The sequence below is a fragment of the Halomonas bluephagenesis genome (assembly GCF_054790765.1).
Window position 1 is genome coordinate 2,459,754 of sequence record NZ_CP133631.1, and the last position, 23,915, is coordinate 2,483,668.

The 23,915-nt window shown below is 56.3% G+C and carries 17 protein-coding genes; 14 read left to right on the forward strand and 3 right to left on the reverse strand.

Annotated elements, in window-relative coordinates; all coding sequences use genetic code 11:
* Positions 1-144 precede the first annotated feature (144 nt).
* From gbdR to etfB, 7 genes are all read left to right on the forward strand, one after another.
* Positions 145-1,308 (forward strand): choline metabolism transcriptional regulator GbdR, encoded by a 1,164-nt coding sequence (gene gbdR, locus REH51_RS11060; RefSeq protein ID WP_498935730.1) that lies wholly within the window; start codon positions 145-147, stop codon positions 1,306-1,308.
* Between the two features lie 194 nt (positions 1,309-1,502).
* Positions 1,503-2,504 (forward strand): dipeptidase, encoded by a 1,002-nt coding sequence (locus tag REH51_RS11065; RefSeq protein ID WP_498932461.1) that lies wholly within the window; start codon positions 1,503-1,505, stop codon positions 2,502-2,504.
* A gap of 81 nt (positions 2,505-2,585) precedes the next feature.
* The gene (locus REH51_RS11070; RefSeq protein WP_498935732.1) at positions 2,586-3,131 is read left to right on the forward strand and encodes a DUF5943 domain-containing protein; all 546 of its coding nucleotides are present in this window, start codon (positions 2,586-2,588) and stop codon (positions 3,129-3,131) included.
* A gap of 24 nt (positions 3,132-3,155) precedes the next feature.
* Positions 3,156-5,228 carry a dimethylglycine demethylation protein DgcA gene (dgcA, locus tag REH51_RS11075; RefSeq protein ID WP_498935734.1) on the forward strand — a complete coding sequence of 691 codons (2,073 nt, stop codon included), beginning with the start codon at positions 3,156-3,158 and terminating at the stop codon, positions 5,226-5,228.
* 22 nt (positions 5,229-5,250) lie between these two features.
* A complete protein-coding gene (locus REH51_RS11080; RefSeq protein ID WP_498935736.1) occupies positions 5,251-7,281 on the forward strand; it encodes a (Fe-S)-binding protein in 2,031 nt (676 codons plus the stop codon).
* Positions 7,278-8,582: an electron transfer flavoprotein subunit alpha gene (gene etfA / locus REH51_RS11085; protein WP_498935738.1), complete on the forward strand. Its 1,305-nt coding sequence runs from the start codon at positions 7,278-7,280 to the stop codon at positions 8,580-8,582. The genes REH51_RS11080 and etfA overlap by 4 nt, the downstream gene beginning before the upstream one ends.
* The gene (etfB, locus tag REH51_RS11090; RefSeq protein WP_009724032.1) at positions 8,572-9,414 is read left to right on the forward strand and encodes an electron transfer flavoprotein subunit beta; all 843 of its coding nucleotides are present in this window, start codon (positions 8,572-8,574) and stop codon (positions 9,412-9,414) included. Before etfA ends, etfB begins: the two co-directional genes overlap by 11 nt.
* Before the next feature lie 68 nt (positions 9,415-9,482).
* Here the strand turns inward: etfB and REH51_RS11095 are convergent, their stop codons facing one another.
* Together REH51_RS11095 and REH51_RS11100 are read right to left on the reverse strand one after the other, a co-directional pair.
* Positions 9,483-10,370: a DMT family transporter gene (locus tag REH51_RS11095; RefSeq protein WP_498935740.1), complete on the reverse strand. Its 888-nt coding sequence runs from the start codon at positions 10,368-10,370 to the stop codon at positions 9,483-9,485.
* A 67-nt stretch (positions 10,371-10,437) separates the two neighbouring features.
* Positions 10,438-12,018 carry a BCCT family transporter gene (locus REH51_RS11100; RefSeq protein ID WP_498935742.1) on the reverse strand — a complete coding sequence of 527 codons (1,581 nt, stop codon included), beginning with the start codon at positions 12,016-12,018 and terminating at the stop codon, positions 10,438-10,440.
* 244 nt (positions 12,019-12,262) lie between these two features.
* Here REH51_RS11100 and fdhA point away from each other — a divergent pair, with 244 nt between their 5' ends.
* The 4 genes from fdhA (at position 12,263) to fdhF (ending at position 18,200) form a co-directional block, all read left to right on the forward strand.
* The gene (gene fdhA / locus REH51_RS11105) at positions 12,263-13,456 is read left to right on the forward strand and encodes a formaldehyde dehydrogenase, glutathione-independent (RefSeq protein WP_009724036.1); all 1,194 of its coding nucleotides are present in this window, start codon (positions 12,263-12,265) and stop codon (positions 13,454-13,456) included.
* 179 nt (positions 13,457-13,635) lie between these two features.
* Positions 13,636-15,354 carry an NADH-ubiquinone oxidoreductase-F iron-sulfur binding region domain-containing protein gene (locus REH51_RS11110; RefSeq protein ID WP_009724037.1) on the forward strand — a complete coding sequence of 573 codons (1,719 nt, stop codon included), beginning with the start codon at positions 13,636-13,638 and terminating at the stop codon, positions 15,352-15,354.
* 11 nt (positions 15,355-15,365) lie between these two features.
* Complete coding sequence (locus tag REH51_RS11115; protein WP_498935743.1) at positions 15,366-15,512, forward strand: 2Fe-2S iron-sulfur cluster-binding protein; 147 nt, start codon at positions 15,366-15,368, stop codon at positions 15,510-15,512.
* A gap of 27 nt (positions 15,513-15,539) precedes the next feature.
* Positions 15,540-18,200: a formate dehydrogenase subunit alpha gene (fdhF, locus tag REH51_RS11120; protein WP_498935745.1), complete on the forward strand. Its 2,661-nt coding sequence runs from the start codon at positions 15,540-15,542 to the stop codon at positions 18,198-18,200.
* A gap of 65 nt (positions 18,201-18,265) precedes the next feature.
* On the opposite strand, the gene gbca is transcribed toward fdhF, so the two are convergent.
* Positions 18,266-19,552, reverse strand: a complete 1,287-nt coding sequence (gbca, locus tag REH51_RS11125; protein WP_498935747.1) for a glycine betaine monooxygenase oxygenase subunit — start codon at positions 19,550-19,552, stop codon at positions 18,266-18,268.
* Between the two features lie 362 nt (positions 19,553-19,914).
* On the opposite strand from gbca, the gene gbcB reads away from it, so the two are divergent.
* The 3 genes from gbcB to REH51_RS11140 all read left to right on the forward strand — a co-directional run bounded on the left by gbcB (position 19,915) and on the right by REH51_RS11140 (position 23,906).
* Positions 19,915-21,021, forward strand: coding sequence for a glycine betaine monooxygenase reductase subunit (gene gbcB, locus REH51_RS11130; protein WP_009724041.1), 1,107 nt, complete (start codon positions 19,915-19,917; stop codon positions 21,019-21,021).
* A gap of 273 nt (positions 21,022-21,294) precedes the next feature.
* Positions 21,295-22,608: a serine hydroxymethyltransferase gene (glyA, locus tag REH51_RS11135; RefSeq protein WP_009724042.1), complete on the forward strand. Its 1,314-nt coding sequence runs from the start codon at positions 21,295-21,297 to the stop codon at positions 22,606-22,608.
* Positions 22,609-22,655: 47 nt separating this feature from the next.
* Positions 22,656-23,906 carry a sarcosine oxidase subunit beta family protein gene (locus REH51_RS11140; RefSeq protein ID WP_009724043.1) on the forward strand — a complete coding sequence of 417 codons (1,251 nt, stop codon included), beginning with the start codon at positions 22,656-22,658 and terminating at the stop codon, positions 23,904-23,906.
* The last annotated feature ends 9 nt before the right edge of the window (positions 23,907-23,915 follow it).

The following is a 23,915-nucleotide window of genomic DNA, read 5'->3' on the forward strand; positions in this document are numbered from 1 at the left end:
TTGTCGCTACTTGGCGTATTCGTGCCAAAATGCGACTTAAGAGTAATGCCACCCAGCACGAGTGAGTGCTCACTGCCGTATTGGGGAAACTAAGTAACGCCAGCGCCACCTATACTAATAAGAAAAAAAACTGATGATCTAAAGGTGACGGAGGGTAAATCGATAACATCAGACAAAGCAAAAGACCTGACAGCAAATCTCCATCGTGCGGGCGAACCGCAAACCCTTGGTTTTCTCCTGTTAGATAATTTCACACTAATTTCTCTGGCCTCAGCCATTGACCCTTTGCGGATGGCCAATCAACTGGCCGGCCGTGAACTGTATCGCTGGTACACCCTAACCCAAGACGGTTTGCCGGTACGTGCCAGCGATGGGTTGCAGGTGACGCCAGACGCCTCAATGCACACACCCTTATCCTTGGAGTGGGTCGTTGTGTGCGGAGGGGTGGGGCCTCAGCATAGTGTTACTCGTGAGCATGTGCGTTGGCTCCAGTCGCAGTCGCGTCAACTAAGGCGTTTAGGTTCGGTATGCACGGGAAGCTGGGCGCTAGGCCAGGCGGGGCTGCTTGATCACTATGAAACCAGCATCCACTGGGAGTGTTTGGCTTCCATGCAAGAAGCTTTCCCGAACGTCATTCTGACGACTTTTCTGTTTTCGATTGATCGGGATCGCTTCACGGCGTCTGGCGGCCCCGCGCCGCTCGATATGATGCTTAACCTGATTGCTCATGACCATGGGCGCGAGCTGTCGGCAGGTATCTCCGAGATGTTTATCTATGAGCGTGTGCGTAACGAGCAGGATCAGCAACGCGTCCCTCTCAAACACGTGTTAGGCACTACTCAGCCCAAGCTGTTGGAGATCGTCGCATTGATGGAATCCAACCTTGAGGAACCGATCGAACTTGATGAGCTCGCTCGTTATGTCAACGTTTCGCGTCGTCAGTTAGAACGTCTGTTCCAACGCTACCTGCTCTGCTCACCATCTCGTTATTATCTCAAACTGCGCTTAGTGCGCGCTAGACAGTTGCTCAAGCAAACGCCTTTATCGATCATCGAAATTGCTTCCGTTTGTGGCTTTGTTTCGACGCCCCATTTTTCTAAGTGTTACCGTGAATACTTTGGCGTACCGCCAAGAAATGAGCGCCTCGGGGTACACGATCGGCAAGGAAATAATCACGCCAAGTCGCCACCGCTGATCAAGCGGTGGGGAGGCGAACCCAATACCAATGAGCCTTTCTCAAGCGCTCAGCAGGCACTTGCGTGTGCTCAGGGAGAGCCTACCTTTGCCAGCGTGACACTGTTGGACTGATATCTCCTACGCAGCCGACGATGAGAACGTGCTACCCAGCGTCGGGTAGCACGTTTTTTTATATCGAAACTACGCTGCTGCAACTATCAAAAGATCCCAAGTAGCTGTCGTGTTCACGACACAATGACGTTTTTGGAATTTCCGTCGTCGTTTCCAAGAGCAGCCCCACCCAGCGTCAGCGCTATGCTCGCTACATACATCAATGTTGGAGCTTAGCTATGACCCCCTCTGAACTGCACGATGACGCTATCGTCATCGATGGCTTGATTATCGCCAAATGGAATCGTGAGCTGCTTGAGGACATGCGTCGCGGTGGTTTGACAGCTGCTAACTGCACTGTTTCGGTGTGGGAAGGGTTTCAGGCCACGGTCGATAATATCGTCAAGTCGAACCAACTGATGGCCGAGTGTAGCGACCTGGTACGCCCGGTACGCACCACCGCTGATATCACGCGTGCGAAAGAAGAGGGCAAGACTGGGATCATCTTTGGCTTTCAGAATGCGCATGCCTTTGAGGATCAAATCGGCTACGTAGAGATCTTCAAGCAGCTGGGCGTAGGCATCGTGCAGATGTGCTACAACACCCAGAATCTAGTGGGAACCGGCTGTTACGAGCGTGACGGCGGCCTGTCTGGCTTTGGCCGTGAGATCGTCGCCGAAATGAACCGTGTTGGCATTATGTGCGATCTCTCTCATGTCGGTGCGAAAACCTCTGAAGAGGTGATTCTCGAATCCAAAAAGCCGGTCTGTTATTCCCACTGCCTGCCTTCCGGTCTCAAAGAGCATCCGCGCAACAAATCCGATCAAGAGCTCAAGTTCATTGCTGAGCACGGCGGTTTCGTTGGTGTCACCATGTTCGCGCCTTTTCTCAAAAAGGGCATCGACTCCACCATCGAAGACTACTGCGAAGCGATCGAGTACGTCATGAATATCGTTGGTGAAGATGCTATCGGCATTGGCACTGATTTCACCCAAGGGCACGGTCAAGAGTTCTTTGAGTGGCTGACTCACGACAAGGGCTACGCCCGTCGTTTGACAGACTTTGGCAAGATCATTAATCCCAAAGGCATTCGCACCATCGGAGAGTTCCCCAATCTCACCGAGGCGCTCCTTAAGCGCGGCTTTAGTGAAACTCAGGTAAGGAAGGTCATGGGTGAGAACTGGGTGCGCGTCCTCAAGGATGTCTGGGGCGCCTAAACGCTTGCTCCATAAGATTGATGGGAGCGATGGGATAAGCCTGCTCCTTAGCCAAGAATAATGATGTAGAGGATGATACCCGTGACCAAACTGGCCCCCGCACTGCCTATCGAAGTCGATAGTGAAACCGGCGTCTGGACGACTGATGCGCTGCCGATGCTCTATGTACCACGGCACTTTTTTATCAACAACCATGTGGCCGTCGAAGAGGCGCTAGGTGCTGAAAAGTACGCTGAAATCCTCTATCACGCTGGCTATAAGAGCGCCTGGCACTGGTGTGAGAAAGAAGCCGAGTGCCATGGCCTCGAAGGTGAAGCCGTTTTTGAGCACTACATGCTGCGTCTCTCTCAGCGTGGCTGGGGCCACTTCATTACCGAACAGATTGATCTTGACGCTGGCACGGCTCAGGTGCGGCTAGAACATAGCGCCTTCGTGTACCAACTGGGTAAGGTTGGGCGCAAGGTCGAGTACATGTTCACTGGCTGGGTTGCTGGGGCCATGAATCAAATTCTCGCTGCACGGGGTAGTTCGCTGCGCACCATTGCTGAGCAGACGCAGAGCGCTGCCGAACCCGGCTGTGATGTCGGCGTTTTCGCTGTCAAACCGCTGCCCGATGCTGCCCGCTAACCCTGGGTACGAGGAGAGATAACCATGGCATTTGACGCAATCTTTGAGCCAATCGAGATCGGCAAGCTGCCCATCCGCAACCGTGTGGTCAGTACTGCCCATGCCGAGGTGCATGCCACTGACGGTGGTATGACGACTGAGCGCTACGTCAGGTATTACGAAGAAAAATCTAAGGGTGGCTGTGGCCTGTGTATCTGCGGTGGCTCATCAGTGGTGTCCATTGATAGCCCCCAGGGTTGGTGGAGTTCGGTGAACCTTTCTACCGATCGCATCATTCCACACTTTCAGAATCTGGCGGACGCCGTGCACAAGCATGGTGGCAAGATCATGATCCAGATTACCCATATGGGACGCCGCTCACGCTGGGACGGCTTCGATTGGTCGACCCTGGTATCCCCCTCTGGTATCCGCGAGCCGGTGCACCGCTCCACCTGCAAGACCATCGAGGAGGAGGAGATTTGGCGCATCATCGGTGACTTCGCCCAGGCCGCGCGCCGGGCCAAGGAAGGCGGCCTCGACGGTGTCGAGCTGTCCGCCGTTCACCAGCACCTAATCGACCAGTTCTGGAGCCCGCGGGTCAATAAGCGCGAGGACCAGTGGGGCGGTAGTTTCGAAAATCGCATGCGCTTCGGCATGGAAGTACTCAAAGCGGTGCGCGCCGAAGTGGGCGATGACTTCGTGGTGGGTATGCGCATTTGTGGCGACGAATTCCACCCGGATGGTCTCTCGCATGAAGACATGAAGCAAATCGCCGCTTATTACGATGCCACTAAAATGGTCGACTTTTTCGGCGTCATCGGCTCTGGCTGCGACACTCACAACACACTGGCCAACGTTATCCCCAATATGTCTTATCCACCGGAGCCTTTTCTACATCTGGCGGCGGGGATCAAGGAAGTGGTGAATGTACCGGTAATCCACGCCCAGAATATTAAAGATCCCAATCAGGCCCAGCGTATTCTCGAAGGGGGCTACGTGGACTTGGTGGGCATGACCCGGGCGCATATTGCTGACCCTCACCTGATCGCCAAGATCAAGATGGGGCAGATAGACCAGATTAAGCAGTGCGTGGGGGCTAACTACTGCATCGCCCGCCAATACCAGGGCCTGGACGTACTGTGTATTCAAAACGCTGCCACCTCGCGGGAATACATGGGCCTGCCGCATATCATTGAAAAGACCGAGGGCGCTAAGCGCAAAGTCGTGGTGGTAGGTGGCGGCCCCGGCGGCATGGAGGCAGCTCGCGTTGCTGCTGAGCGCGGTCATGATGTCACCCTGTTTGAGGCGGCTGACGCCCTGGGCGGGCAAATAACTATCGCCGCTCAGGCTCCGCAGCGCGACCAAATCGCCGGTATCACTCGCTGGTACCAGCTGGAGTTGGCGCGCCTAAAAGTCGACCTGCGATTAGGGGCTCGTGCCGATGAGGCAACCTTGCTGGATCTACGCCCCGATATCGTGGTGCTCGCCACCGGTGGCCAACCCTTCCTTAGCCAGCACCCGGAGTGGGGCTATTCGGAGAATGCTGAGGAGAGTCTGGTGGTCAGCACTTGGGATATTCTCTCAGGCAAGGTGGCACCCGGCAAAAACGTGCTGATTTATGATGCCATCTGCGAATTCTCTGGCGTCTCGGCGGCCGACTATCTGGCTGATAAGGGCGCCAAGGTAGAGATCGTCACCGACGATATCAAGCCCGGCGCGGCGGTGGGCGGCACCACCTTCCCCACTTACTACCGCAGCCTGTACGAGAAAGAAGTGATCATGTCCTCTGACTTGATGCTGCATAAGGTCTACCGCGAGGGCGACGGTCTCGTGGCAGTGCTCGAAAATGAGTACACCGGTGCCTTGGAAGAGCGAGTGGTTGATCAGGTGGTCGTCGAAAACGGCGTGCGTCCTGACGAGGCGCTTTATTACGCCCTCAAAGAGCAGTCCCGCAACAAAGGGCAGGTGGATCTGGAGGCGCTCTATGCCATCCAGCCTCAGCCCAGCCTGAGCGAAGAAGGGGACGGCTTTTTACTCTTCCGCCTGGGCGACTGCACGGCACCGCGTAATACCCATGCGGCCATCTACGACGCCCTGCGAATCTGCAAGGACTTCTGACGGCTAAAAGGAGGGGAGTACCATGCTCGAAACGCTCTTGCCGATACTGATTTTCACCGCTTTGGTTTTAGCGGTGATCGGTGCCGTACGCCGTATACGCTTGTGGCGTCAGGGGCGCCCCTCGCGGGTGAACCTGCTCCAGGGGTTGATGGCCCTGCCGCGCCGCTATTTGGTGGATCTGCACCATGTCGTGGGGCGCGACAAAATGATCTCCAATACCCACGTAGCCACCGCCGGGGGCTTCGGGGCTGGCGCCGTGCTGATGATCCTAGTGCATGGTCTTGGTATCGCCAACCCATTGCTAGGCGGGTTGCTGTTACTGGCTAGCACCTCCATGTTCGTCGGTAGCCTGTTCGTGGCGCGTCGGCGGCTTAACCCGCCTGCACGGCTCTCCAAGGGCCCCTGGATGCGGCTGCCAAAGAGCCTGATGGCGTTTTCGATAGGCGTCTTCCTGATCACACTGCCCACAGTAGGTTTGTTGCCTGAAGGGTTAGTAGAAGGCAGCGGTAGCTGGCTTCTGGCGCTGGTGTTGGCGGGCGTCGTAGTTTGGGGCCTGGGCGAAATGTTCTTTGGCATGACCTGGGGAGGCCCAATGAAGCACGCCTTCGCTGGCGCCTTACATCTCGCCTTTCACCGTCGTGCCGAGCGCTTTGGTGGCGGCCGGTCAACCGGGCTTAAAGCACTGAACCTTGAGGATAAAGCGGCACCTTTGGGCGTGGAAAAGCCTGCCGACTTCACCTGGAACCAGCTGCTGGGCTTCGATGCCTGCGTGCAGTGCGGTCGTTGCGAGGCGGTGTGCCCTGCGTTTGCTGCTGGCCAACCGCTCAATCCTAAAAAACTGATTCAGGATATGGTGGTGGGTTTTGCTGGTGGTAGCGATGCTAGCTATGCCGGTTCTCCTTATCCCGGTAAGCCGGTAGGAGAGCATCAAGGCGCTCCCCATGCGCCTATCGTGGCGCCTGTTGTTATGAAAGAGGGAAAGGCGTTGGTTGACGCTGAGACTCTCTGGTCGTGCACGCCCTGCCGTGCCTGTGTCGAGGAGTGCCCAATGATGATTGAGCACGTGGATGCGATTGTCGATATGCGCCGTCACCTGACCTTGGAGCGGGGCAAGACACCCAATAAAGGTGCCGAGGTGCTCGACAACCTGATTGCCACCGACAACCCCGGCGGTTTCGACCCAGGCTCACGGCTTAACTGGGCGGCGGATCTTACCCTACCGCTAATGGCCGACCTAAAGCAGGTTGATGTGCTGTTGTGGTTGGGGGATGGCGCCTTTGATATGCGTAACCAACGAACCCTACGTGCCCTGGTTAAAGTGCTGCGTGCAGCCGAGGTAGACTTCGCCGTGTTAGGTGCTGAAGAGCGCGACAGCGGTGATGTGGCAAGACGATTGGGCGATGAAGCGACGTTCCAGTCCCTGGCTAAGCGCAATATTGCCACCCTGGCCAAGTATCGCTTCCAGCAGATTGTCACCTGTGATCCGCATAGTTTTCATGTGCTGGGCAATGAGTATGGCGACTTTCTTCAAGAGGGGCAGGGGGGCACCGATCGCAATGCCAACTACGAGGTGCGTCACCACAGTACCTTTATTGCGGAATTGTATGACGCCGGACGGCTGACCTTTGCTCCCTGGAAAGGTGGCAGCGTTACTTATCACGACCCATGCTACTTGGGACGCTATAACGGTGAATACGAAGCCCCTCGGCGAGTTCTTAAAGCGCTGGGCATCCAAGTTGCCGAGATGGAGCGCTCAGGGTTTCGTTCGCGCTGCTGCGGTGGCGGCGGCGGGGCACCAATCACTGATATTCCTGGTGAGCGACGAATTCCCGATATGCGCATGAATGACGTTAAAGAGAGCGGTGCCGAGCTGGTGGCAGTGGGCTGTCCACAGTGTACTGCCATGCTGGAAGGCGTGGTGGATGCTAGCGCTGAAGTGCGCGATATTGCTGAACTGGTAGCCGATGCCCTGGTAGAGCGTCCTGCTGATGATGTGTCTGGCGTATCCCGGCGAACCGCTACAGCGACGACTGCTGAAGAGGTGATCGTATGAGTGAAATTATTCGCCGCGACCCACGTCGTGAGTGGATCGCCCGAAACCGTCTGCACCCCGACAACGCCGCGGTGCTGGCCGCTCTTGGTGTAAACAGGGGCGGCGGAGCGGTCAGCGAATGGGTGGGGCCCAACGGCGTGGTGCGTAAGAATCCTCGCGCTATTGGCTTTATCGGCCCCAATGGCGTTAAACGAATTGATCGTAGCGGCCTCCAGCAAGGAGGGCATTCCAGCGCGGCAACCGCCGTGGCTAGCGATAGCCGCCGTACAGTGACTATTGATCAGCCCGCTTTTCTAGTGGCCGGGGTACCTGACCTGATCGGTGGACGCCTTTCTAGCCATGATAAGGATCTGCTGGGACTAGCCAGACGCGTGGCGGATGCCGACGCCGAACAGCCAGGCGCCGTGGTGGCGATCCTGTTTGGTGAGCATAAAGGCGAGTGGGGCGGCGAGCTTAAGAAGCAAGCGCTGGGCGAAGCTGGGATTGATCGCGTCGTACATCTTGATGATGAGCTTTACGCTGGGTTTGCTCCCGAGGCACGGTTAGCGGTGTTAAGTGCCGTCGAACGGGAGATGACGCCGCGTTTCTGGCTGTTGCCGGATTCACCCCTAGGCGGAGCTGATCTGGGGCGGCGGCTTGCCTTACGCCTGGGTGAACGCGCTGCTACAGGGGTGTGGCAGATTGAAGCTGACGATGAGGCACCTCTGGGCTGGCAGTGCACTGCCCGTGGCGCCGCTGGAAGTTTGGATATCCAGCGCCCTCTGCCACGGGTTGCCCTGGCGTTGGCCGAGTGCGCCGAACCGGTGGACGAGACCCGACATGCGGCCGAACACCTGACCTTGGCAGCGTCCATTCCCACCACTCTATCGCGCATTGAAGATCTGGGTCAGGTGGCGGTGGATCCCGCTGGCGTGGCGTTGGCCGAGGCTGAGTTCATCCTCTCTGGTGGCAATGGTGTTAAACAGTGGGACGCCTTCCATCATGCCGCGAAAGTACTGGGCGCTACCGAAGGGGCCTCGCGTGTTGCGGTAGACGACGGCTTTATGGCCCGCGACCGGCAGGTAGGCGCGACCGGTACCTGGGTAACCGCCCGAGTCTATATGGCGGTGGGGATTTCAGGCGCTATCCAGCACCTGCAGGGCATTCAGCGCTGCGACAAGGTGGTGGCCATCAATCTCGATCCGGGGTGCGACATGATCAAACGCGCAGACCTGGCGGTGATAGGCGACAGCACGCAAATTCTTGCTGCGTTAGTGGCGATGGTGGAACAGCAGCGAGGAGGGCAGCGCGATGCGGCCTGAACAACAGCAAAAACAACAAAAGCCGGGTATCGACGTGGCGGTGCTGGTCTCCATAGGCCGTCACCCCACAACCGGTCGTGCGAGGCGCGCCGAGCAGGATGCACGGGGTCTGGAACTTGCTCTAGCCATGGAAGCAGAACTGCCGGGTAGCCGGATTGACGTACTGCACGCTGGTTCTCAGGATGTCGACAGCGAGGCAGCTCTGCGCAGTTACTTGGGTATGGCCACAGGCGTTGGTATGGGGCTTGAGTCTATGACCTTGCTGGAGCAGCCCGATGGCAGCGATGCCATTCTACCGCTGGTGGAACATTTAGCCGCTACCTCGCCCCAACTAGTGATCACCGGTGCCCGGGCCGAGCGCGGAGAAGGTTCTGGGCTTTTGCCCTATGCGTTGGCTGAGCATCTCGGTTGGCCGTTAGTGAATAGCTTGGCGTCGATAGAGACAGTGGAGAATGGTGTGATAACGCTGCTTCAAGCGTTGCCACGGGGCCAGCGTCGCCGTCTCAAGGTGCGCTTGCCCGCCATCATCAGCGTGGATGAAGCAGCGCCGGCGGCGCGTCAGAGCGCCTTCGGCCCGGCTCGCCGAGCCAGCTTCTCGGTGGCGCCCACTACCTCTGAAGCCGACAGTGAGTTGGCCCAGTGGCACTTGAGCCCCGCACGTAAACGGCCTAAGCGTCTGAAAATCATTAAAGCCGCCTCAGCCAGAGATCGTTTCAAAGCGGCGGCTTCCAAAGCCGAGGGCAAGGGCGGGCAAGTGCTCACCGACGTCACCCCCGAAGAGGGCGCCGAGGCGATCTACAAGCTACTCAAGGAAGAGGACGTGCTGCGCTGAAGCTGCTTGGTCATTAAACATTTAATCGCTGTTCAAGCCCGCCTTTCCTGGCGGGCTTTCTGATGGCGCTATTTGCCAGCAAAGCCTGGATAAAGCCGCAGGCGCTGTCTTTCCAGGTGTAACCCCATCCAAGCGTGTAGCACTAGCACCGTAATGACGATGGCCCCGCCCAGTAGCGTTGATGCCGTCGGCGTCTCGCCTAGTAGCCACCACACCCATAGTGTACCCAATGCGGTTTCCACCAGATAAAACAGTGCCACCTCGGTAGATGGCAGGTAGCGGGTGGCGCTATTGATCAGCACCGTGGCTAGAGGCATCTGCACTAGCCCCATCAGTGCCAGCACGCCATAACGCTCGGCATCAAGCGCCAGCGGCGAAGCCATGGGCAGAGCAATTGCCGCTGAGAGCAGTCCGCCACCGGCAATCACCGTCATGGGGTCAATGGCTGGATAGCGGCGGAGCAAGGGCAGGTTCCCGCCGATGGCGGCCGCGGCCGTTAAGGCATACAGGTTGCCCACCAGCATTCCCATGGCTCCCTCGCCCAAGAACACCAACCCCATACCCAACATGCAGACGGCAATGGCTAACAACGTTCTTAGCGGCACCTTTTCATGTAGGAAAACTCGTGAAAACAGTGCGGCAAACAGTGGCGCTGTGCTCAGTATTACTACCACGTTGGCCACATTGGCGTTCATCACGGCTAGCACGAAGAGGCTCGACATTAGACCCAGCAGCAGCGCTGAGGCGAGTGACGAAAACGGATGGCTTCTCAGCGTCCCTAATCGACTACCCACACAGCACAAGACTCCCAGTACGCAGAACATCAAAAAACCACGCCAGAATACGATGGTCCAGCCATCGGTGTTGGCTAGGCGGATCAGCAGACCGTCGAAACTGAGAAACACCACACCCAGTATCACCATGGCCAGACCGCGATGGTAAGAATTTGACTGCATTGTCTTAGTTCCTGGTCGGTAAACGAGGACAACCGCCTGCTGGTTAGGCGGGCGGTTGCGGGGGAGATTACTTAGCGGTTTTGGGTATCGCGTTAAGCTGTCGCCACTCCTTATTAAGGCCTACATAAAGGCTGACGCACATTATTAATAGTACCAGTGTGAAGGGCAGCCCTGTGGCTACTGCGCCCGCCTGAAGTGCACTGAGCGCGGTGCTGCCGCCGCCATACAACAGCACACCCGCAATGACACCTTCAAGTGCGGCCCAGAAAACACGCTGGCCCTTAGGGGCATCGGTTTTGCCACCGGCCGTGATGTTATCGATTACCAACGAGCCGGAGTCTGATGAAGTGATGAAGAAAACCAACACCAGAATAATGGCTAGTGTTGACGTTATGCTGGTGAGAGGCAACTGTTCCAGCATATGGAACATGGCTAGCGAGACATCACCAATGCCGTTGGCCAGTTCGCCTACGCCGTTAGTTGCCTGAAAAAGCGCTGTCCCGCCGAAGGCGCTCATCCAAACCAGCGTGACTAGCGTTGGCACCAGCAGCACGGCAATTAGAAACTCCCGAACGGTGCGACCACGCGATACGCGAGCGATAAACATGCCGACAAACGGAGACCAGGAGATCCACCACGCCCAGTAAAAGATGGTCCAGCCGTGATACCAAGTGTCATCGTCGCGGCCAATCCAGTTCGACAGCGGCAAAAGGTGGCTCACATAGTCTAGCGTCGTGGTGCCAATCCCAGTCAATATCATCAGGGTCGGGCCTGCTATCACAACGAATAGAAGCAGTATCGCCGCGATGATCATATTGATATTTGAGAACAGCTTTACGCCACCGTCGATCCCCCGCCATACCGAAATCAGCGCAATCACCGTGACCACTAGGATAATCGCCAGCTGGGTACCGATAGTGTTGGGGATACCGAACAGGTAGGCGAGCCCACCTGCCGCTTGGGTAGCGCCAAAGCCGAGCGAGGTGGCGAGGCCGAAAATGGTGGCGAGCACGGCAAGAATATCGATGATATGGCCTGCCCAGCCGCGGGTATGCTCACCTAGAAGTGGATAAAAGGCGGAGCGAAGCGTGAGTGGCAAGCCCTTATTATAGGCAAAGAACGCCAGCGAGAGTGCGACGACTGCGTAGATTGCCCAGGGGTGCAGCCCCCAATGGAACATGGTCGCGCCCATGGCGGCACTGGCGCCATCCGAGGTACCTGCTGGGGCATTTAGGGGCGTACCGTACCAGTTGGTGTAGTAGGCCACCGGCTCAGCAACGCTCCAGAACATCAGGCCGATACCCATGCCCGCCGCAAATAGCATGGCGAACCAGGAGGTGCGCGAGTACTCCGGCTTGGCATCGCTGCCGCCCAAACGAATTCGCCCGAGTGGCAAGCAGATCAGTACGAGGCAGAACACCACAAAGGTATTGCCTGCAATCATAACCAGCCAGTCAAAGTGTTCAATTGACCAGTTCTTTGCAAGCCCAAGCTGCGTATTAGCGGCATCCGGGTAAATAAGAGCGTAAAGAATGAATAGCAGAATGGCGAGAGCGGAGAGTGGGAATACGGGGTTATGAAAATCTAACCCCATTATCTGAGTATTGTCCTGTCCGGGCGACAGGACAGGATCGTCATTGTTCTTCATTAGATGTCCTTGGTAGCTATTGTTAGATATCGGCTATGCGCCCGCATCGCCGACACAGCGAATTGTTGGGCCTGTTTCAGGGGAAGAGTGTCGTGAAAGCGACCTCTAGCTATTCGTCCTGACTAGGATGTCTTGAATAGATATGTGAGTGCCTTTGTGGGGTAAGTCCTTAGGCACGGAGGGGATAGGGTGGGAAAGCGCAATCCACCATCAAGCGCACAACAATAAACAACAGGAGCTAGCCATGAATGCAGCCAACCGCGGAGTGGTCTATAAAGGGCCGGGTGAAGTCGCCGTCGAATCTATTGCCTATCCTGAGCTCGCCATCGGTAATCGAAAGTGTGAGCACGGCGTAATTCTTAAAGTCGTCACCACCAACATCTGTGGCAGCGACCAGCATATGGTGCGCGGCCGCACCACTGCGCCATCCGGTTTGGTGCTGGGTCACGAAATCACCGGCTTGGTGGTCGAGTGTGGCCGCGACGTCGAGTTTATCCAGCCCGGCGATCTAGTCTCTGTGCCGTTTAATATTGCCTGCGGTCGCTGCCGTAACTGTAAAGAAGGCCGTACCGGCATCTGCCTTAACGTGAACCCCTCTCGTCCGGGGGCTGCTTATGGCTATGTCGATATGGGTGGCTGGGTGGGTGGCCAGACCGAATATGTCATGGTTCCCTACGCGGACTTCAATCTGCTGAAGTTCCCGGACACCGATCAAGCGATGGAGAAAATCAAAGATTTAACCCTGCTTTCCGATATCTTCCCCACCGGCTTCCATGGTTGCGTTACTGCTGGTGTTGGCCCCGGCAGTACTGTCTATATTGCGGGTGCTGGCCCTGTGGGTCTGGCGGCGGCAGTTTCTGCTCAGTTGCTTGGCGCGGCTTGTGTGATTGTCGGCGATATGGTCGAAGACCGTTTAGCCCAAGCGAGAAGCTTTGGCTGCGAGACCATTGACCTGACCCAGGACGGCGATATGGCCGATAAGATTGAGGTGATTCTCGGCGAGCGTGAAGTCGATGCCTTTGTCGACTGTGTCGGTTTCGAAGCCCACGCCTGCGGGTGCAACCATGGTAAAGAAGCACCCGCGACCGTGCTTAACTCGGCGATGTCGCTAACTCGCGCGGGCGGCCAAATCGGTATTCCTGGCCTGTATGTGACCGAAGACCCCGGTGCCGCTGATGATGCCGCCAAGCAAGGTGCTTTGAGCATGCGCTTTGGCCTCGGATGGGCCAAATCCCACAGTTTTCATACCGGACAGTGCCCGGTAATGAAGTATCACCGCCCGCTGATGCAGGCTATCCTATTCGGTAAAGTTAAGATCGCCGATGCGGTAAATGTACAGATGATCACCCTGGATCAGGCGCCCCAAGGGTATGCCGACTTCGATGGCGGAGCCGCCAAGAAATTCGTCATTGATCCCCACGGCAGTGTGCCTGCATAAGGCGGAAGTGCCTGCCTGCCCGCAGGGGATACGAGATAGATAGCTCGAAACAGGTAGTTAGAAATAGATAGATCGAAATAGATCGTTCAGGATAGATAGTAAGACCCTAGACGGCACCCCGCGGGGTGCCGTCTTCGTTCATTCGGTATACCGCCGATCAAGATAATAATGAGTGACCCATGACCGTCCAGACCGTGACCCCCAAGCGCCGCTTTCGCGGCAAGCCCCGCGGCCGTGAACTCGATCCCATCCGTCTTGAGGGATTGCGTGAACTGCTGGGCGATGAACGCAACGATGCCGCATTGCGTCGACGCGATTTATTAATCGAACACCTGCATGCTCTTCAGGATGCCCGAGGGCATTTGTTGTTGGCAGACCTGCGTGCCCTGGCGGCTTATATGAACCTGCCTATGGCAGCGATCTATGAGACAGCAACCTTTTATGCTCACTTCGATGTCATCCATGACGACCAGGACGTGCCCCCGGCGTTGACTATCCGCGTTTGTGACTCTCTGGCTTGCCAGTTAGCTGGCGCTGAGGCGCTTAAAGCGCAGTTGGAAGCAAACGTCGATATCGAGCAGGTACGGGTGTTGCGCGCGCCATGCATGGGGCGCTGCGATACAGCGCCCGTAGTGGAGGTCGGCCATCACCACTTAGGTCGAGCCGATGTGGCTCAAGTTCAGGCAGCTATCGATGCCGACGACACTCACCCCGAACCTATCGATTGGCAACGACTTGATAGCTATCGCAGCGAGGGTGGTTTTGCATTGCTCCAGGCCTGCCGCAGCGGGGAAGTGACGGTTGAAGCATTGATGGAAGCGATGCAGCAGGCCAACCTCCGCGGCTTAGGGGGCGCGGGTTTTCCTACTTTTAAGAAATGGCACTTTGTGCGTCAGGAGGCTGGTCCCCGCTACTGTGCCATTAATGCTGATGAGGGCGAACCCGGTACCTTTAAGGACCGTTATTATCTGGAGCGTGCGCCGCACCAGTTTCTTGAAGGTGCCTTGGTCAGTGCTTGGGCGGTAGACGCTGAGGCGCTGTATATCTACCTACGTGACGAGTATCCAGCGTTACATGTCGTGCTGCGCGAGGCGATTGGCGAGCTTGAGGACGCTGGCCTAGTAGCGCCGGGGTATATCGTGCTGCGCCGCGGAGCGGGTGCTTACATCTGCGGCGAAGAGTCGGCGATGATCGAGTCCCTGGAAGGCAAGCCGGGCAAGCCCCGCCATCGTCCTCCGTTTGTGGCTCAGAAAGGGCTCTTGGACCGCCCAACGCTGGTCAATAACGTCGAGACCGTCTACTGGATTCCGATGATTTGGCAGCGTGGCGCGGAGGCCTTCTCCAGTCAGGGCCGCCATGGCCGTGTGGGGCTGCGCAGTTTCTCTGTTTCGGGGCGCGTTAAGCAGCCTGGCGTTTATCTGGCGCCAGCTGGCATTACGCTAAACGAGTTAATTGACGAGTATTGTGGCGGCATGGCGGAAGGTCACCGCTTGGCGGCTTATCTACCTGGTGGCGCCTCTGGCGGTATTCTGCCCGCCACTAAAGCCAATATTCCTCTCGACTTCGATACCCTCCAGGAGCACGGCTGTTTTATTGGCTCAGCCGCGGTGATCGTGCTTTCCGATCAGGACAATCTGCGCGGGGTTGCTACCAACCTACTGGCTTTCTTTGCCGATGAGTCCTGTGGTCAATGCACGCCGTGTCGAGTGGGAACAGAAAAAATGCTGACGCTGCTTGAGCGTAATGAATGGGATGCTGGGCTTATGACGCAACTCTCCCAAGTGATGGTAGATGCTTCTATTTGTGGGCTTGGTCAGGCGGCACCTAACCCAGTATTGGGCTTGCTCAAGGATTTTCGCAGTGAACTGGCTGCCCAGAACGTTATCGTCAAGGGATAAGGGAGATCAGTATGAGTGAACCGAGCTTAAACCAAAGCTTTACCCTGACCCTGGACGGCGTTGACGTCAGCGCCTACCCCGGTGAAACCCTCTGGCAAGTCGCCAAGCGTGCAGGCGAGACCATTCCGCATCTCTGTTTCAAGGATGCCAGCGGCTAACGCGCCGACGGCAACTGCCGTGCTTGTATGGTGGAAATCGAGGGCGAGCGCACCTTGGCCGCAAGCTGTCTGCGTCAGGCGGCTCCCGGTATGGTGGGTAATAGTGCCAGCTCTGAACGTGCACACACGGCCCGCAAGATGGTCATGGAAATGCTGCTGGTCGACCAGCCTGAGCGCGAAGAGAGCCCCGACAGCTCAAGCCATTTCTGGACCATGGCTGACCAGCTGGCCATTGATGCCACGGCAGTGCGCCGCAAGCTGCCCAAGCGCGAAGAGCGTGAGACAGCTACCGTGCACCATGTGGCGCCTAGGGCGGGTAGCCTGGAGCAAGACAGCAGCCACTCTGCCATGCGCGTTAACCTTGATGCCTGTATTGAGTGCAATCTGTGTGTGCGTGCCTGTCGCGACGTGCAGGTTAACGATGTTATCGGACTGGCTCCCCGTGGGGCGGCGTCTAAGATCGTATTTGATTTCGACGACCCCATGGGGGACAGCACCTGTGTTGCTTGCGGCGAGTGTGTTCAAGCCTGCCCCACGGGTGCTTTAATGCCTGCCACCCTAGTGGATGAGCAGGGTCACGGAGACTCTGCTGTGGCTGACCGCAAGGTTGACTCAGTGTGTCCCTACTGCGGGGTTGGCTGTCAGCTTCCCTACCATATCAAGGACGATAAGATCCTTTATGTGGAGGGCAGGAACGGCCCTTCGAACGAGAGCCGTCTGTGTGTCAAAGGGCGCTTTGGTTATGATTATCCGCGCCATCCATCCCGGCTTGTTACTCCGCTGATCCGTCGCGAGGGTGTCGCAAAGGGAATCGATCCAGACTTCGACCCCGCCAACCCCTTGACGCATTTCCGCGAGGCAAGCTGGGATGAAGCCCTGGAGTTTGCCGCCAGTGGGCTTGTGAACCTAAAAGTGAATCATGGCCCTGACGCCTTGGCTGGTTTTGGCAGCGCCAAGTGCTCCAATGAGGAGGCGTGGCTTTTCCAGAAGCTAGTGCGTACCGGCTTTGGTTCCAACCATGTGGATCACTGTACGCGCTTGTGTCACGCCAGTTCGGTGGCAGCGCTCATGGAGTGTATCGGCTCCGGTTCGGTAACCGCTTCCTTTATGCAGGCCAGTCAGGCCGATGTAGTGATTCTTACCGGCTGTAACCCCGCGGTAAACCATCCGGTGGCGGCCACCTTCTTTAAACAGGCCGCCAAGCGCGGTACCAAAATAGTGATACTCGACCCCCGTGGTCAGGCGTTGGATGCCTACGCCCATCGCAGCGTTCGCTTTTCACTGGGTACGGATGTGGCGCTGTTTAATGCCATGCTCAATGTAATCATCAGCGAAGAGCTCTATGACACGGCCTATATCACCGAGCATACCGAGGGCTTTGAGGCACTGAAGACACATACGGTGGACATGACCCCCGAAGCGATGAGCGGCCTGTGCGGTGTCGAGCCAGAGACCATCCGCGAGGTGGCGCGGCTCTATGCGACTGCCGAGCGGGCGATGATTTTCTGGGGCATGGGAATTTCTCAACACACCCACGGCACCGACAACGCCCGCTGTTTGATCTCGCTGGCGCTGGCTTGTGGCCAAACCGGGCGTCCTGGCACTGGTTTGCATCCTCTGCGGGGGCAAAACAACGTTCAAGGGGCGTCTGATGCTGGCCTTATTCCCATGGTGATGCCGGACTACCAGCCGGTCAGCGATGCTCAGGTACGCAGTGCTTTCGAAGAGCTGTGGAATACCAAACTGGATCCCACGCCGGGTCTCACCGTGGTGGAAATTATGGATGCTATCGCTGCGGGCACCATTCGCGGCATGTATATCCAGGGGGAAAACCCGGCGATGTCCGATCCAGACCTGGCTCATGCCCGGGCCGCGTTGGCCAAGCTGGAACATCTGGTGGTACAGGATCTTTTTGTCACTGAAACCGCTCAATTCGCCGATGTCATTCTGCCGGCCTCCGCTTGGCCCGAGAAGGACGGCACCGTCACCAACACCAATAGGCAAGTGCAGATGGGGCGTGCGGCCTTGCCGCTACCGGGCCAGGCCAAGCCGGACTGGTGGATCATCCAGGAAATGGCTAAACGCTTCGGCCTGGATTGGAACTACCAGCATCCGCGTGATGTGTTTGCTGAAATGAAGCGCGGCATGGCCTCTCTCGATAATATTTCCTGGGAGCGTTTGGAGCGCGAGCAGTCGGTGACTTACCCTTGCTCAGCGGAGGATGCACCGGGACAAGACGTGGTCTTCAGTGAGGTCTTCCCAACCGTCAGTGGGCGGGCTAAGTTCGCGCCTACGCGGCCACTGCCCCCGGATGAGCCGGTAGATAACGACTATCCGACGGTGCTGACCACTGGCCGTCAGTTAGAGCACTGGCATACCGGATCAATGACCCGTCGCGCCAAAGTGCTCGATGACCTGGAGCCGGAAGCCGTGGCGAGCTTGGCGCCAGCTGAGCTGGTAAGGCTTGGCATGGCGCCGGGTGATGATCTGACAATTGCTACTCGCCGAGGCGCCATTACTCTTAAAGCGAGGGTTGACCCAGGAATGCCAGAGGGGATGGTCTTCGTGCCTTTCTGTTATGGCGAAGCCGCTGCAAATTTACTCACTAACCCAGCGCTGGACCCTTACGGAAAGATTCCAGAGTTCAAGTATGCCGCTTGCCGCCTAAGCCGCTCGGAAGCAACTTAGTAGCCAAAAAAACTGGCCCGCATAAGCGGGCCAGTTAGTTGTATATCGTGTGTTGAACGATATCGCTAGCCTTGGGCTAGCTGTAGTGCGGGAGCCTCGTGGCCTAGATTCTCAAGCATACGGGCGGCGTACCAATCGACAAAATCGATAACACCGAATTCATAGGTTTCGGAATAAGGCCCAGGCTGATAAGCCTTTGAGTTGATGCCGCGCTGGTTCTCTTCGGCGAGCTGGCGATCCTGGTCGTTGGTGGCATCCCATACTCGGCGAAGCTGTTCGGGGTCGTAGTCGACGCCTTCCACGGCATCCTTGTGACCCAGCCACTTGGTCGTCACCACGGTTTGCTGCGGACCAATTGGCAACACGCGAAATACCACCGCGTGATCGCCCATGAAATGGTTCCATGAGTTGGGCAGGTGAAGGATACGCAGTGAGCCCATGTCGGGGCTTGATAAACGCCCCATCAGTTTCTTGCTGCCGGGCTTACCATCCATTGTCATGGAGACAATGCCATCCAGCAGTGGCGTACGCGTCAGGCGGTTGCGTTTACCAAACCGCTTTAACTGGTAGGGCACCTGTTCGGCATCCCAATCTGCTTGTTTACGTGCCACCAGCGCTTTATAAGCGGGTGTTGCGCGGGGGTCGTCGGTATCATCAAACTCCTGCAACGAATTAAGCAGTTCAGGGTGCGCGCCGTTACAGTGGTAGCACTCGCGGTTGTTTTCGATGACCAGCTTCCAGTTGGCTTGCTCGACAATGCTGGATTCGGTGGCAACCTTGACGTTATCCATTTGATACGGTTCAAGATAATGCTCAAGCGTTGCTAGAAAATCGTCTATGGCGGGTGGCTCATCGCTTAGATTGATAAAGATGAAGCCGCCAGCCGTTTGGACGTTGACTGGCTTGAGGCCAAACTGGTTGAGGTCGAAGTCAGTGCCCATGTCGCTACCGGCAAACAGCAATCGGCCATCAAGCTCGTAAGTCCACTGATGATACGGGCAGACGAGTTTTGCCACCTTGCCCTTATCTTTTACGCATAGACGCGAACCGCGATGGCGGCACACATTGTGAAACGCATGAATAACGCCTTCACTACCGCGCACAATAACGATGGGGTTGTCGCCAATATCCAAGGTGATGAAGTTACCCTTGGTGGGGATCTCGCATGTCATACCTGCGAACAACCATTCTTTTTCGAAAACCTCCTGCATATCAAGAGCAAACAGGCGGGCATCGTTATAAAACGGTTGCGGAAGTGAAAAGGTGCGCGCCCTTTCCTGCAGCATTTGGGCCGTTGACTCACGAGCCGCAGCCAGTGGGTCATCCATCCTATTAGAAACACTTTTTTCCATACCAGTATCCTCGTAAACCTCCGCTTTCCCCTCAAGGACTGCGTGGCGGCCGTTAGTCAAGATTGCTTATCTTGTTGTTCTGTTGCGTAACCTGGCGTTTTATTCGAGCGGGCCTGATGTCAGTGTCCGATTGTGTTGCAGGCACATCCTTGCCAGTTATCTGCCCGCGACATCAGGTGGCGTAGCGGCGACTAAAGAAGAGGTTTCTAAGCAATAAAGAGTGGCACGAGGTAAGTGCGCGTCGTTGTCAGGTAAGTCAGTTAATAAGAGCGTCCCCAAAATGCACATCAACGGTGCTGGGCTGTATAGCGCATACGGTTCGGTGATGCATAGCGATGAAGGCTGGTCAGGCAGAGGCGATAATGACAACTAATTTCTTTAACCCGGTCACGACCCAAACCTGGACTAACGGCCGCCACCAGGTACGTTGCGTTAAGGTGATCCAAGAAACCCAAGATGTACGCACGTTCTGTTTTATGGCGGAGCAACCCGTACTGTTCTTCTTCAAGCCTGGCCAGTTTGTGACCCTTGAGCTTGAGATCGATAATCAGCCGATCATGCGCTCCTATACAATCTCAAGCTCACCCTCTATTCCTTACAGCTTTTCGATCACTGTTAAGCAGGTGCCGGGAGGCAAGGTGTCCAATTGGCTGCATGCCAATTTAAAAGTGGGCGATGAGCTGGTGGTGCATGGGCCGGTCGGTAACTTTAACTCGATCGACTTTCCCGCCGAGAAAGTGCTGTTTCTTTCTGGCGGTGTTGGTATTACCCCTTTAATGTCCATGACACGTTGGCTTTTTGATACTAACGCCGCTGTTGATGTTGAATTTATACATAGTGCTAGAGCTCCTCGCGATGTCATTTATCATCGTGAATTGGTGCATATGTTTTCGCGTATCCCCGAATTCAAACTGCATATTATCTGTGAGAGTAAAGAAGATATTGGAGAGGCGTGGGCTGGTTATCGGGGTTATCTCACGGAGCCGTTATTCGAATTAATGGTGCCGGACTTTATGGAGAGGGAGATCTTTTGTTGCGGCCCGACTCCCTATATGAACGCCATTAAGCGTATTTTGCAGCACCATAACTTTGATATGAGTCATTATCACGAAGAGTCGTTTGGTGCCACGCCTGTCGACGTTCGTGATGATGTGCGTGAGCTGGCCGAGCAAGCAGAAGTCGATGCTGAAAATATTGATAGCAATGACTTGCACAGCATTGAGTTCGCATCGACCGGCAAAAGTGTGCGAATTCAGCCTAGCGAAACGGTGCATGCAGCCGCGGCGAAGTTGGGTCTGCATATCCCCAAAGCATGTGGTATGGGGATATGCGGTACTTGCCGCGTAGAGCTCAAGTCGGGAGAGGTGGATATGGAGCATAACGGGGGCATTACGGATGAGGATGTCGCAGAGGGCTACATTCTATCTTGCTGTAGTCGTCCTAAAGGGGATCTCGTCGTCGATTTTTAGCACAGTCATTTTTTAATACTTCAGTAAAGCGCCCTTTATGGCTTTTGCCGTTTAGGGCGCTTTTTTATGAGTCATCATCAAGGGGCTATTTGCGAAGCCTGGCTAATTGATGTCGATGTCGCAAATACATCGAGTGGTGACGTCAACAAGTATCTTGGGCTAGGAAACCAACGATAGTATCGCGGTAAGAAAACGTTGATAGGAACCTTGGATTATCAGCGTTAAAGAGAATGCCCAGCACTTAATAAAAAAGTCACTCATCAGGAGGCGATAATGCTTCAAAATAATTTTTCCCCCAAAGCACGTTTGGCCAGTTACGACAGTTTGCTTGCAGAAGCAATTGCTGAAGAAACGGTACGCCAAGAAGCGCATATTGAACTGATCGCCTCCGAAAATTACACCAGTCAACTTGTTATGGAAGCGCAGGGTACCCAACTGACTAACAAGTATGCGGAAGGCTACCCAGGCCGTCGCTACTACGGTGGCTGTGAGTTCGTCGACAAGGTTGAAGCCTTAGCCATTGAGCGCGCTTGCAACTTATTTAGTGCCAATTATGCCAATGTGCAGCCGCATTCCGGTGCCCAGGCAAATGCCGCTGTGTTTATGGCACTGGTCAAACCTGGCGATACGATTCTAGGTATGAGCCTTGCCCACGGCGGCCATTTAACCCACGGCGCCGCTCCTAACTTCTCGGGCAAACACTACAATGCCGTTCAATACGGTCTCACGCCGGAAACCGGTGAGATCGATTACGAAGAAGTTGAGCGTTTGGCCCGCGAGCATCAGCCGAAAATGATCATCGCCGGTTTCTCTGCCTACTCTCGCGTGGTGGATTGGCGTCGTTTCCGCACTATTGCTGATGAAGTGGGTGCTTACTTAATGGTCGACATGGCCCACGTTGCAGGTTTGGTGGCAGCTAACCTTTATCCAAGCCCGCTGCCTCATGCCCACGTCGTCACCACCACCACCCATAAAACGCTGCGTGGCCCCCGCGGCGGCCTGATTCTGTCTGCGGATGGCGACGAGGCGCTCTACAAAAAGCTTAATGGTGCAGTCTTCCCAGGCCAGCAAGGTGGCCCATTGATGCATGTTATCGCGGCGAAAGCGGTGGCGTTCAAGGAAGCCATGAGCCAGGAGTTTGTGCGTTACCAGCAGCAGGTGATTGACAACGCCCAAGCCATGGCCAGCGTATTCATGGAGCGCGGCTATGATGTCGTGTCGGGTGGTACCGAAGATCATCTTTTCTTGGTCTCGCTTATCCAGCAGGGCGTCACGGGTAAGGATGCGGATGCCGCATTGGGCCGCGCGCATATCACCGTTAATAAGAATACGGTGCCCAACGACCCCCAGAGCCCCTTCGTGACATCGGGTCTACGTATTGGTACCCCCGCGGTTACCACGCGTGGCTTCAATGCCCAAGAGTGTGGCGAACTAGCTGGCTGGATTTGCGACATCCTAGACGTATTAGCTGCTGGGAGTGATACCGCTGCCATCGAGGCTGAGGTGCTGGCTAAAGTGAGTGACGTGTGTGCCCGGCACCCTGTCTATGCTGAAGCTGTCGCTGAAGCCGTCGAATCTATTGCTTGAATCGGCTTGCCGGCAAGGCCCGGCGCGGCTGAACTAAGGAGACCATTATGCAACGCTATTCCGGCTTCGGCCTGGTCAAGCACGCGCTGAGCCACCATGAAAACTGGGAGCGCCAATGGCGCAATCCCACGCCTAAGAAGCAGTACGATGTGATCATCGTCGGTGGTGGTGGCCACGGTTTGGCCACGGCTTATTACTTGGCCAAAGAGTTCGGTGTCAAGAATGTCGCGGTGATCGAGAAGGGCTGGTTGGGCGGTGGTAATACCGCCCGTAATACGACCATTGTGCGTTCGAACTACTTATGGGACGAATCGGCTGCCCTTTACGAACATGCCATGAAGCTGTGGGAAGGACTTTCTCAAGACCTTAACTACAACGTCATGTTCTCCCAGCGTGGGGTGCTCAACCTGGGGCATACCTTGCAGGATATGCGCGATATCCAGCGCCGTGTTAATGCGAATCGCCTAAACGGCATTGACGGCGAAGTGCTGGACACCAAGGGTGTGCAGGCACTGGTGCCGATCATGGACTGCTCCAAGAACGCTCGCTACCCGGTGATGGGCGCTTCCTGGCAGCCGCGTGCTGGGGTGGCGCGTCACGACGCTGTGGCCTGGGGCTATGCGCGCGGTGCTGATGCTCACGGGGTGGATATTCTCCAGCAGACCGAAGTTACTGGCTTCAAAATCCGTGACGGTAGGATCTACGGTGTGCACACCAACCGTGGCGATATCGAGGCTAAGACAGTGGGCTGTGTGGCTGCCGGTAATTCTGGCGTGTTGGCCAGCATGGGCGGCTTTCAGTTGCCCCTGGAATCCCACCCGCTACAAGCCCTGGTCTCCGAGCCGATTAAACCGATTCTCGATACCGTGGTGATGTCTAATCACGTGCATGGCTATATCAGTCAGTCTGATAAAGGCGACCTAGTCATCGGTGCTGGCATTGACGGCTATAACGGCTATGGCCAGCGGGGTAGCTATCCTACCGTGGAACACACCCTTCAGGCGATCGTCGAGATGTTCCCGATCTTCTCTCGGGTGCGTATGAACCGTCAGTGGGGCGGTATTGTAGATACCTGTCCGGATGCCTGTCCGATTATCTCTAAAACACCGGTGAAGGGGTTGTTCTTCAACTGTGGTTGGGGCACGGGTGGCTTCAAAGCTACCCCAGGATCGGGTCACGTGTTCGCCGCCAGCTTGGCTAAGGGTGAGATGCACCCCATCGCTGAGCCGTTCTCCATGTTCCGCTTCCATAGCGGTGCGCTGATTGATGAGCACGGCGCTGCCGGCGTGGCCCACTAGGGTAAATAC

Bases quoted from the DNA above. Each gene is read 5' to 3' on its own strand.
- dgcA (WP_498935734.1), top strand. From the start codon at position 3,156: ATGGCATTTGACGCAATCTTTGAGCCAATCGAGATCGGCAAGCTGCCC.
- REH51_RS11080 (WP_498935736.1), top strand. From the start codon at position 5,251: ATGCTCGAAACGCTCTTGCCGATACTGATTTTCACCGCTTTGGTTTTA.
- etfA (WP_498935738.1), top strand. From the start codon at position 7,278: ATGAGTGAAATTATTCGCCGCGACCCACGTCGTGAGTGGATCGCCCGA.
- etfB (WP_009724032.1), top strand. From the start codon at position 8,572: ATGCGGCCTGAACAACAGCAAAAACAACAAAAGCCGGGTATCGACGTG.
- REH51_RS11095 (WP_498935740.1), bottom strand. From the start codon at position 10,370: ATGCAGTCAAATTCTTACCATCGCGGTCTGGCCATGGTGATACTGGGT.
- REH51_RS11100 (WP_498935742.1), bottom strand. From the start codon at position 12,018: ATGAAGAACAATGACGATCCTGTCCTGTCGCCCGGACAGGACAATACT.
- fdhA (WP_009724036.1), top strand. From the start codon at position 12,263: ATGAATGCAGCCAACCGCGGAGTGGTCTATAAAGGGCCGGGTGAAGTC.
- REH51_RS11110 (WP_009724037.1), top strand. From the start codon at position 13,636: ATGACCGTCCAGACCGTGACCCCCAAGCGCCGCTTTCGCGGCAAGCCC.
- REH51_RS11115 (WP_498935743.1), top strand. From the start codon at position 15,366: ATGAGTGAACCGAGCTTAAACCAAAGCTTTACCCTGACCCTGGACGGC.
- fdhF (WP_498935745.1), top strand. From the start codon at position 15,540: ATGGTGGAAATCGAGGGCGAGCGCACCTTGGCCGCAAGCTGTCTGCGT.
- gbca (WP_498935747.1), bottom strand. From the start codon at position 19,552: ATGGAAAAAAGTGTTTCTAATAGGATGGATGACCCACTGGCTGCGGCT.
- gbcB (WP_009724041.1), top strand. From the start codon at position 19,915: ATGACAACTAATTTCTTTAACCCGGTCACGACCCAAACCTGGACTAAC.
- glyA (WP_009724042.1), top strand. From the start codon at position 21,295: ATGCTTCAAAATAATTTTTCCCCCAAAGCACGTTTGGCCAGTTACGAC.
- REH51_RS11140 (WP_009724043.1), top strand. From the start codon at position 22,656: ATGCAACGCTATTCCGGCTTCGGCCTGGTCAAGCACGCGCTGAGCCAC.